This is a genomic window from Qipengyuania sp. YIM B01966 (genome assembly GCF_016461955.1).
In the GTDB taxonomy this organism is placed as follows: Bacteria; Pseudomonadota; Alphaproteobacteria; order Sphingomonadales; family Sphingomonadaceae; genus QFOP01.
Map to the genome: position 1 here is coordinate 135,885 of NZ_JADMNM010000006.1, position 9,735 is coordinate 145,619.

The 9,735-nt window shown below is 59.3% G+C and carries 8 protein-coding genes; 3 read left to right on the forward strand and 5 right to left on the reverse strand.

Annotated elements, in window-relative coordinates; all coding sequences use genetic code 11:
• The first annotated feature begins 1 nt into the window (after position 1).
• Positions 2-1,891, forward strand: a complete 1,890-nt coding sequence (gene asnB, locus ILT46_RS08940; protein WP_199504288.1) for an asparagine synthase (glutamine-hydrolyzing) — start codon at positions 2-4, stop codon at positions 1,889-1,891.
• On the opposite strand, the gene ILT46_RS08945 is transcribed toward asnB, so the two are convergent.
• From ILT46_RS08945 to ILT46_RS08965, 5 genes are read right to left on the reverse strand one after another with little or no spacing between them, the layout of a single operon-like run.
• On the reverse strand, positions 1,888-2,559 hold the full coding sequence (locus ILT46_RS08945; protein WP_199504289.1) for a class I SAM-dependent methyltransferase: 672 nt from the start codon (positions 2,557-2,559) through the stop codon (positions 1,888-1,890). The two genes, asnB and ILT46_RS08945, sit on opposite strands and share 4 nt — an antisense overlap.
• Positions 2,549-3,715 carry a glycosyltransferase family 4 protein gene (locus tag ILT46_RS08950; protein WP_199504290.1) on the reverse strand — a complete coding sequence of 389 codons (1,167 nt, stop codon included), beginning with the start codon at positions 3,713-3,715 and terminating at the stop codon, positions 2,549-2,551. Before ILT46_RS08950 ends, ILT46_RS08945 begins: the two co-directional genes overlap by 11 nt.
• Before the next feature lie 14 nt (positions 3,716-3,729).
• On the reverse strand, positions 3,730-4,896 hold the full coding sequence (locus tag ILT46_RS08955; protein WP_199504291.1) for a glycosyltransferase: 1,167 nt from the start codon (positions 4,894-4,896) through the stop codon (positions 3,730-3,732).
• A gap of 7 nt (positions 4,897-4,903) precedes the next feature.
• Positions 4,904-6,427, reverse strand: coding sequence for an O-antigen polymerase (locus ILT46_RS08960; RefSeq protein WP_199504292.1), 1,524 nt, complete (start codon positions 6,425-6,427; stop codon positions 4,904-4,906).
• Position 6,428: 1 nt separating this feature from the next.
• A complete protein-coding gene (locus tag ILT46_RS08965) occupies positions 6,429-7,187 on the reverse strand; it encodes a TylF/MycF/NovP-related O-methyltransferase (protein ID WP_199504293.1) in 759 nt (252 codons plus the stop codon).
• Positions 7,188-7,250: 63 nt separating this feature from the next.
• On the opposite strand from ILT46_RS08965, the gene ILT46_RS08970 reads away from it, so the two are divergent.
• Together ILT46_RS08970 and ILT46_RS08975 are read left to right on the forward strand one after the other, a co-directional pair.
• A complete protein-coding gene (locus ILT46_RS08970) occupies positions 7,251-8,324 on the forward strand; it encodes a UDP-glucuronic acid decarboxylase family protein (RefSeq protein ID WP_233397134.1) in 1,074 nt (357 codons plus the stop codon).
• Between the two features lie 59 nt (positions 8,325-8,383).
• Positions 8,384-9,706, forward strand: coding sequence for a lipopolysaccharide biosynthesis protein (locus ILT46_RS08975; RefSeq protein ID WP_199504294.1), 1,323 nt, complete (start codon positions 8,384-8,386; stop codon positions 9,704-9,706).
• The last annotated feature ends 29 nt before the right edge of the window (positions 9,707-9,735 follow it).

A 9,735-nucleotide genomic window follows, 5' to 3' on the forward strand; every position in this document is an offset into this window, starting at 1 on the left:
CATGTGCGGTATTTACGGTTTTTTTGGCCCCGAAGCCGCTCGTAGGGAAGGCGCTGAAAGTCGCCTCGCGGCAATGGGCGGACTTCTCCACCACAGAGGCCCCGATGGCCAAGATATGTGGATCGACGAAATGGCGGGGGTCGCGCTGGGCCACCGCAGGCTGGCTATTCTCGATTTGTCGCCAGCCGGTGCACAACCTATGGCTTCGCAATCGGGCCGCTGGACAATCGTTTACAACGGCGAAATCTACAATCATCTCGACCTTCGCCGGGCGCTCCTCGCGCCAGCCGGCGGATGGCGCGGTCACTCCGACACCGAAACCCTGCTCGCGCTTATCGAGCATTTAGGCGTGGAGCGGGCGTTGCCTCGCCTGGTCGGCATGTTCGCATTTGCTGCCTGGGATGCAGAAAATCGCCAATTATGGCTCGCGCGCGACCGGTTTGGGGAAAAGCCGCTCTATTATGGTTGGTACGGAACCGGACCAACACGGGGATTTGCTTTTGCCTCGCAGTTGGGCAGCCTTCGTAAAGGAGGAGATTTTACCGATCAGCTGGCGATATCCGCGGTCTCATCTCTGTTGCAGCGGGGATATGTGGCGGGGGATCAATCCATTCTCGCAGATGTGCGGCGATTGGCGCCTGGGTCATGGCTCGTAGCTGATGCCGGCGGCCCCGTACGTGAGGGCGAGTATTGGTCGGCGTCGGAAACCATGCGCAACGCCCGCGCGAACCCGCTTGGCGGAAGCCTTGAGCAGTCAATCGACGCCTTGGAAGACTTGTTGCTCGATGCCGTCTCCGCGCAGATGATCAGCGACGTGCCCATTGGTGCCTTGCTGTCGGGCGGGATCGACAGCTCGACGATCGTTTCACTCATGCAGGCTCGCTCTAAGGATCAGGTTCGCACCTTTTCCATCGGGTTCGGCGAAGATGAATTCAACGAGGCCCCCTATGCGCGAGCGGTTGCCCAGCATCTCGGAACGCAGCATCACGAACTCACCGTTTCGGCCGACGACGCGTTAGCGCTCATTCCGGCCTTGCCTTCGATCTACGACGAGCCGTTCGCGGATAGCAGTCAGATTCCGACAATTCTCGTTTCGCGTCTCGCACGCGAATACGTCACTGTCGCCCTGTCCGGAGATGCTGGCGACGAGCTGTTTGGCGGGTACACCTCGCATGCGATCACCTACCGTTCTCAGATTCTCGGAGCGAGAGGCCGAGCGGCCGCAGCCCATTTTTTGACCGCGGCCGCGACGGCGATGGCGAAGGCTTCGCCCATCCGATCGGCCAAAATAGCGCGCCTTGGCCGGGTATGGGCTCATACCGATCCGCGCGACGCTGGACTGGCCATTTCTGACCGCTGGTTCCGACTGCCGCTTCTCGTTGCGCCGTCCAAAGCAGACCTCCCGCCGCTGCTTGGAGGGGGGGCGAGCAACGTCGAAGAACTGATGGCGCTCGACGCGCGCATGTACCTCGTCGACGATATTCTAGTGAAGGTGGACCGTGCGGCGATGTCGGCATCCCTGGAGACCCGCGTGCCGATGCTAGACCACCGCGTATTTGAACTCGCGTGGCGAATGCCGCTCCATCACAAAATACAGTCGGGCCATTCAAAGGTGGCGCTTCGGGGCGTGCTCACGCGATATGTCCCGCAGGCGCTCATCGACCGCCCAAAAGCGGGTTTCAGCATTCCATTGGCCGACTGGTTGCGTGGCCCGCGGCGCGATTGGGCGGAAGACCTGCTCCATCCTGCGACGTTGCGTGCGGACGGTATCTTGGGTGAAGCCGCAATTCGTCAGGCCTGGTCGCAGCACCTTTCCGGAATGGCCAATAACGCGTCGGCCCTCTGGAGAGTGCTGATGCTGCAGGCGTGGGGCGCTTACGACCCGATTTAGCTTGCTGGCTTCTGCAGAAGAACCATGCTAAGCGTGTAAGGTCTCCAGAGCCACAACAGGCGATGAGCGATATGGCGCCATTGGCTCGGCCGGTACACAGGCAGCAAAGTACGCAGGACCTGCTTGGCGAGAATTTCAGCGCCCCGTCCACTTGCCCGCAGGTCGTCTGCGTAATTGCCGCTGACCAGCACTTGCTGCCGTTCGACCGCCCAATCGGCAAACATCCTTGCAAGATCTTCCGGTGCTGGCCGAAACATCGTGTCGATCGGATCGGGATGATAAGGATATGACCTCGGGACGGTGACGATCGCATGACCTCCGGGAGACACGAGATCGGCGCAGGAATCGGCGAAGGTTTGCGGCTCTGTCAGGTGCTCAAGCAAGTTCGAGCAGATCAGGATGCGGGCATCATGGCGTTTCAAATGCTTGCGAAACTCCGGGTCGAGCAGATCGCCGACCTCATCGACCCCTTCAGCGGCTTTGAGATCGCAATGCACCACATGCAGCCCATCGGCGCGCAGCGGAGCGAAAAGGAACTTCTCGATATGCGGTTGAACCTGGGTGCGGAAATGCCCGGTCGAAGAGCCGACATTTAAGCATACGGTGCCAGCCGGAAGGTTCAAAGACCGTATCCAGCTGGTAATTTCACGAGCCTCTTCAATGCGCACCAGCTGTTCCTTGTAGTGCTTTTGCGTTAGATTTGCCGCCAATCAATGCACGGTAGGTTGCGGCGTATCGCTCGACGACGACCGCGCGATCGAAATACGTTCGGGCGAGCGTCGCACCCGCTGCACCAAGCTGGCGATTGTAATCCTCGTCTTCCGTCAGTCTGATAAGATGAGGGGCCATCTGCTCTATCTCGTCGATCGGAACCACCATGCCGGCTTGCGCGCCGGGCTTTGAGAGCATCTCGTTGGCGGAGGCGACGTCCGTGCTGACTACCGGTCGGCCGGCTGACATTGCCTCGATCATCGAGCGCATCAACCCTTCATACCGGGAAGGCACAGCCAGAACATGCGCCCGTGCCAGCAAGGCCGGCATATCTGCCTGATAGCCGAGAAAACGCACTTTTGTACCCAGCGGCCGGGCTGCTTCCGCGCAGGCGCGCGCATAGCTGTCATGTTCGGGATCAAAATCCCCGACGAACCAGGTCTCGATATCCGTTTGCGCAAGGTGCGGCGCCACTTTGGTGAGATATTCGAGTTGCCCTTTCTTCTCGGACACGACCCCCGAAACGAGCACAACGCGGGGGAGGTCCTCCGACAGTGGCTGCGGCGCAAATGCTTCTTGGTCGACGACGGAATATGTCGCGCTCGCCTTCGCTCTCAGACCCGGCACAATCTCATTCCACCGATCCACCATGTCGTGTGACAGCATCAACACATGGTCAGCCGCTTTGAAAAGCGCGCGATATCGCCGTTGGGGTGGGGCACGATAAGGATCCAACGTATCGCGAATGTTCAGCACCAAGCGCAAGTTCGGAAGCAAACGTGCCGCACCCACTATCATCTGAAACGCGAGCGGATCGTTTGCGTGAATCACCCGGGCGCACGTCCGGCGAGTAATTTTCAATATCGCCAGCGTATATCTCACATATGAAACCGCTGCTGCAAATGGCGCGTGCCTCCATCCCCGGTGCGCGGCTTCTGGCACGATGTGCACCTCGATCCCGGACGCACGGCAACCCCGCGTAAACTTGGTCTCAAGATTGGTCAGCAAAACAGGGCGGAGATCTTGCAGCCCCCGCATGATCTCGCCGAGGCTGGCAATACCGCCATTCGCGCCTTTCCCAGTTTGGAGGGCGACGAACACGATGACAGGCAAGGCCGACCTGCTGCTCACGAATGTGCCGCGAGTTCCTGCTGGTAGATCGTATTGAGATCATCAACACAGCGCTGCATGCCAAAGGTGCTCGCTTCAACGCGCCGCAACCATTCGCGATGGTCGGGTGGAGGCTCGTCAAGGATGGTTGCAGCCGTCGTGGCCCACTGCGCCGCCCCGGCAGCCAAAGGCAACTGGGTCACGCCTTCGCGAATGACAACCACCTCGCTCGGCATGTTATCAGGCATCAGAACCGGACACCCGGCCGCTTGCGCTTCTAACACGACGATCCCCAGGCCTTCGCTATGGGAAGGGAAGAGGAACAGATCGAAAAGATGCATGAAAGCGGGGATGTCGTCTGTGCCGCCTGCAAAAATAACGCGGTCGGTCAAGCCGTTCGCCGCGACCTGACGTTCGACATCATCCTGCAACGGGCCGCGGCCGATCAGGACCAGGGTCGTGTGCGGGTGGTCGATCGCGAGCCGGGCAAAGGTTTCAATCAGGAAAACGTGGTTTTTCTGCGAATCGAATCGACCGACATGGCCAATGATCTTGTTGGCATCCGGAATGTTCAGCCGATGCCGCAGGGCGCGGGCTCTGTCGGCAGCACCCGAAAATGCACTGTAGTCAAAGCCGTAGAGCAGGATGGTGCAATTCTTCGAGTCACGCCATCTCGGTCCGGCGAGCTGCCGCATGGCGACCTCGCTGATCGCAACGCGGCGGGTAGCGACTGCAGCGGCGATGGTGCTACCGGCGATCTCGCGCAGGCGATGGCCGAGCTTCTGATAATCCGCCCCGAGTGTGCGTGCGCCATGATTGTGGATGATGCGCACGGGTACGCCCGCGGCGGCCGCAACCGCCAGCGCGGGCGCCGAGACTACCGAATATACGTGGGCATGAAACGCTGCGAACGGGCCAGCACGGCGCAAAAAGCGATAGAGCGCAACCAACCAACGACCCCATGAGCGCACGGGCAGCGTGTGAATGATGATGCCGGCGGCCCGAACCTTGTCCTCATACGGCCCAATCTCGTCCTGCATCAGCAGCACCTCGTGCTGGACCGGGGCATCGGCCGAATGCGCGAAAACGTGCGTGAGCCAAGTTTCGATGCCGCCACGGGGCAGCCATTTCAGAAGATGCAAGACGCGCGGCTTATGGCCGGCAATGGGCTGATTGTCTGGCATGTTACTTTCAAGCTTGAAGGGCGGGCGCTCGGCCGATTCGGCGGGCGCGGGGACCGAATACCATAAGCATCACCCAGATGATAGCGAGGGCTATAAGAGTTTGCTGGAAAGCTACCAGCCTATCGGTCGCCATGCCGAATTGAGTCACAAACAGCGCGAAAACCGCAATCGCAAAACCGTTATGCAAGTTCGCCAAATAAAATTCCTGAGCCCGCCGCAGCAACAACCCATATAGCGCGAACAGGACAATGATACCCGGAATGTGGAAATTCCAGTACGCTTCGGCGACAGGACTGATGGGAACCGCCGTCCCTTCGCGACTTTCGCCCAGGAAGGTCTGCGCATACATCGAGCCCGGGCCGCGAGGCTTATCGGGCCACAGCGCACGCGGGACCAAAGCGAATATCGCGCCCTGATAGGTGCGGCCAAGCATCATACCGGTCGTCGCCATCGCGTCTGCAGTGACGGGAATTGACCCGGCGACTGCCTGCCGGATTTCGAATTCGTCGCGAGCTACCGCGATGACATCGCTGACAGTGCGGTCCTGCACCGCGCTGACAGCGCCGTTGCCACTCAGTCCCGAAGCGCGGATGACGTTGAGCACCCCAAAGGAAAGCAGGATCGCGGGCAGCGCGAGCAATGCAATACGCCACGGGATCCGCCGCTGGGCCAGCGCCCAACCGAGCCCGGTAATGACAATCACGGTAATTGCTGCCGAACGTGATCCGGCGGTAAGAAACTGCTGCGCGGCAACCAGCACCAAGAGAGACAGAAACACGGGCTGGCGCGCATCTTGCGGACGCACGCAAACCCATATCAGCAGCGCAATATAGCCCAAATCGAACAAGGCAATGATTGGGCCAAGACCTTCCAGCGCGCGGAAGCGACCGAAAGCCAGTGCCGTGATGTGTTGAGCGAGTCCCCCACGAAACTGGATAAATATGGCGACGGCAAAAAAATTCATCAGGGCAATGCCGATAAGCACGCTACGCACGCGTCGCGTATCGACATCGGACAAAAATGGTATTGGCTTGCCACTGTGGGCGGTTGACAAGGCATACCCGGCAAACGTCGCCAAAAGCGCGAGAATCTGAAAAAGGTTATAGCGCGCAACATCCAGCCAAGCCTGAGTATCGCCACGCCAAGCCAGGGCACGGAAAACCGGGGGACGCAGTTGATCACCACTAAGAAGGCCGGCGTAACCCCCCAACTGATCGATTGTCTGTGGGAGCACAGTCAGAACCGGCCATAGCACGATGGCCAGCACGATCGGATGGAGAACCCCGAGTGGATGCCGCGCGAGGACGATCAGTGGAGCGACGCGCAACAGGTCAAATGCCAAGCCCGATGCGATTGCTGCTGCGTAGGCGCCCGGTGCACCGGTAAAGCCATTCACGATGCCCTGAAGAATTGTCGGCATCGCCCCAGTGGCAAGAACGAATGCCAAAACTGCGAATTGGAAAAAACGCGGGACCGCGACCTGAGATGCGGCCATTTTCATCGACTGCGGCGGTAGCCCGACCCGCATCATGTCAACGCTTGAACATCATGCGCACGGTATGTGTCACTCGGAGCAACCATACGTGCTGATCTGCAAAATATTCATCAACCGCCTTGCGTGCTCCAGCCCATTCGCCGTAATCATCGACAATCAGGATGCCGCCGCTGACGAGGCGCGGATAAAGTATTTCCATTTCGGCCTTGGTGCTATCGTAAAAATCCGTATCAAGCCGGAGAATAGCGATCTTCTCAGGCAAATTTGTCTCGTCGATTAGAGTATCCTGCACCGGCCCGACAATCGTCCGGAGTTGCGCTTCTGCGCCAACGACTTGGGCGAAATTATTTCGAACGTCGTCAAGCGAGGCATAGCACCAGTCATTATGTCCATCGCGCTCGAGCGCATCGAATTTTGCTTGAGTGTCGACCTCATTCACAGCCTTGTGATCGTGCGGCGTAGGGGCCGTCATACCGGCGAAAGTGTCATAGGCGAATATCTGCCTATCGTTATTGGTCTCGCGGCGAATGAGCCCAGCGAGAGCAAGATTTCCCCCTCGCCACACGCCGCATTCGACGACCGCGCCCTCGATGTTGAGCGCATCGATGTATCGAAGCGCACGGATGAACTCCCACTGTGCGATTGGCGCAGTCATCGAGAGTCCGCGAATGCTCTCGAGCAGAGCCATATCACCGTCAGAAATCTCGGGGATGTCCGAACGTATGCCTTTATATTCGCTTGATAGCTTGTTTCCCAGCGCCGTGACCCGGCGGGCAATGGCGTTCCGTATCGACATTCGAAATCTCTTCTATTGCAACGACCTGTCGGGCCGATCTTTCAGCGCGGATTAGGCGTGCGGTTGATTGAACGCAACGGTGTCGTACCTTGCGCGCGCTCTATCGTCCGTATAACGGGGCGCGAAAAATGCGATCTGGCATGTTCATGGCGCATAATGAGGGTTAAAGCATTGGGTCAACGTCGCAGCAATTACGACCGTAAACGCGTCCTCGTAACCGGCGGCGCGGGATTTCTCGGTTCGCATTTGATCGACCGTTTGCTCGAGCGCGGCGACGAGGTGCTGTGCGCCGACAATCTATTCACGGGCGACAAGCGCAATCTCGACCATCTTGCGGGCGAACCGCGCTTCGAATTCATGCGGCACGATGTGTGCTTCCCGCTGTTTGTCGAGGTCGACGAGATCTGGAATCTGGCCTGTCCGGCATCGCCTGTGCATTATCAGCACGATCCGGTGCAGACGACCAAGACCAGTGTTCACGGCGCGATCAACATGCTCGGGCTGGCGAAGCGCCTGGGTTGCCGGATCTTTCAGGCCTCGACCAGCGAAGTTTACGGCGATCCGGCGGTTCATCCGCAGACCGAAAGCTACTGGGGCAACGTCAATCCGATCGGCATCCGGAGTTGTTATGACGAGGGCAAGCGGTGTGCTGAAACGCTGTTCTTCGATTATCACCGGCAACACGGTCTCGACATCAAGGTGGCGCGGATTTTCAATACTTACGGGCCGCGGATGCATCCTGGCGATGGCAGGGTTGTTTCCAACTTCATCATTCAAGCCCTCAAAGGGGAACCGATCACCATCTACGGCGATGGTCAGCAAACGCGAAGTTTCTGTTATGTCGATGATCTGATCGACGGGTTCCTCGCGTTGATGGCCAGCGAACCGGGCTTTCCCGGGCCGGTGAACCTTGGCACACCGCGCGAATTCACCATTCGCGAGCTCGCGGAAATGGTCATCGAACAGACCGGTTCACGGTCCGAACTTCGCAATTTGCCCCTGCCCCAGGATGACCCTCTCCAACGCAAGCCGGACATATCGCTGGCGCGGGAAAAATTGCAGTGGGAGCCGAAGGTCCGTCTGGAAGATGGGTTGGCCCGGACCATCGACTATTTCCGGTCGGTCGTCGAACGCTGACGAGTGGCATACCTGCCATCACGACGGCGACCGCCCCGGCCCGCGCATTTGCCCCCGCGATGACCGGCCCGTGGACCCGTACCGGGGAATTCCGCACCCGGATTCTGCGCAACGGTATATTTCTCGTCGGCGGTAACGGGACCGCCGCTATGCTCGCGATGGCTACCTCCGCCATCAACGCCCGTGCGCTGTCCCTTGCCGAGTTCGGTCAGATCGCTTTGCTGCAAAGCGCGGCGTTGCTGATCGCAGGGCTGGTGACGGTGTCGGTCCAGCAACCGGTAATAAAGCTTGGCGTTTCGGCGTTGCAACGCGGTCAACGGCGCGAGTTCGAAGAATTGGTGGCGCTCGGCCTGATCGCCGACATTGCAGGCGCGATTGTGGCCGCGGCCATCGGCGCGGCTACGCTTGTCTTTCTCGACTACACGCGCGGCCTCAGCGCGCCGACGATGACAGCCGGGTGGATCGTCGCGGGCTCGCTGCTTTTTCAGGGCTACCGCACCAGCGAGGCCATTTTCAGGGTCTTCGACCGGTTTGCCAAGCTTGGCGCGCTGCAAATCGTCGCCGCAGCAATCGGAACCTTGCTTGCGGTCGTCCTGTGGTGGCACGACGCGCCGTTTGCAATCTATGGCTGGCTTGTCGGATGCCAGGTGGCGCTTCCGGCCATTTTGCAACTCGTCTTTGCCCTGCGTCTCATGCGGCAAAACGGGCTGGCTATCCGATGGCGGCGAGCAGCACTGACCAAGACGCAGCGGAGCGAATTTGTCGCATATTGCTGGACGACCAGCGTGGTCAGCGCGCTAGATAGTTTGCGCGCGTATGGCGATACAAGTCTGGTCGGGGGATTCCTGTCAGTCGAGGCGGCAGGTTTGTACAACGTTGCGAAACAATTTGCGGGGGTGTTCCGCAAGGGGGCCCAAGTCTACAATTCGGTCCTATTTCCGGAAATTGCGACACTGGCAGGTGAGCCGACGACCGTACGGGCGCGCATGGTCCTGCGCCGCGCAGTGACGGGTTCGGCGATCTTCACCCTCATCATCGGATTCGCCGCCGCATTGCTAGGACCATGGGCACTGGCGCTGGTGTTTGGTTCATCCTTTACCGAAGCTGCGGACGTAACCACCTTGCTATGCATCGCCGCCGGTGTCCAAATCATCAGCGCGACGTTCTCGATGTTCGTTCAGGTCTATGTCGGCCCACAACATCTGGTGCCAGCCTACCTCATGGCATTGCCTGCATTCATAATCGCGATATTCATGCTGATCCCAGTGTACGACCTGGAAGCGGCCGGCATAGCGCAAATCGTCTTTTACGGTGTTCTCACATTGAGCTTGTGGCGGCATTTGGCCCAGAAAATGGCCATTGCGGGCGGTGATACGTGTTAGGCGGCGTGGACAAATTGGAGCCAGTATCT

Coding starts and splice junctions, on each gene's coding strand:
- asnB (WP_199504288.1), top strand. CDS start 2: ATGTGCGGTATTTACGGTTTTTTTGGCCCCGAAGCCGCTCGTAGGGAA.
- ILT46_RS08975 (WP_199504294.1), top strand. CDS start 8,384: ATGACCGGCCCGTGGACCCGTACCGGGGAATTCCGCACCCGGATTCTG.
- ILT46_RS08965 (WP_199504293.1), bottom strand. CDS start 7,187: ATGTCGATACGGAACGCCATTGCCCGCCGGGTCACGGCGCTGGGAAAC.
- ILT46_RS08955 (WP_199504291.1), bottom strand. CDS start 4,896: ATGCCAGACAATCAGCCCATTGCCGGCCATAAGCCGCGCGTCTTGCAT.
- ILT46_RS08960 (WP_199504292.1), bottom strand. CDS start 6,427: ATGATGCGGGTCGGGCTACCGCCGCAGTCGATGAAAATGGCCGCATCT.